The sequence below is a fragment of the Paraburkholderia sp. SIMBA_030 genome (assembly GCF_046535245.1).
In the GTDB taxonomy this organism is placed as follows: Bacteria; Pseudomonadota; Gammaproteobacteria; order Burkholderiales; family Burkholderiaceae; genus Paraburkholderia.
This window is the reverse complement of record NZ_JAWRXB010000130.1, coordinates 1-384: the sequence shown is the minus strand read 5'-3', so window position 1 is coordinate 384 and position 384 is coordinate 1. Positions and strand designations below refer to the sequence as shown.

The following is a 384-nucleotide window of genomic DNA, read 5'->3' as shown; positions in this document are numbered from 1 at the left end:
ATGTAGAGCGGCACCTTCCAGCTGGCCAGCGGCGGCGGCAGGATAGGCGCTGCGGGCGGCGGCATAACGGCCTCTTCCTCACCCTTGCGGGCAGGCACAGCGTTATCATTGGCTGTCTCGGCGAGGCTCATGCGAGCATCCTCATTGCCCGCGAACGGCCGCCAGGTTTGCCTGCATCGCGCGGATAACATTCAAGGTAGTCCGGAGATCGCTTTCGGGAATACCGGAGATGATCTGGCCGCGAATATCCTCGGCCAGCGCCTCGACTTCGCCGGCAACCACCCGCCCGGAATCCGTCATGTAGATTTCCTTGGCGCGGCGGTCGGAGCCGGCGACGCGTCGCTCGACATAGCCCTGCCCTTCCATCGCATCGAGAATGCGCAC

General features: G+C 64.3%; 1 pseudogene. It reads right to left on the bottom strand.

What is annotated here, in order from left to right:
• Positions 1-141: 141 nt before the first annotated feature.
• Positions 142-384 (bottom strand): annotated as a pseudogene (locus SB772_RS39330) (MarR family transcriptional regulator); the annotation flags it as partial.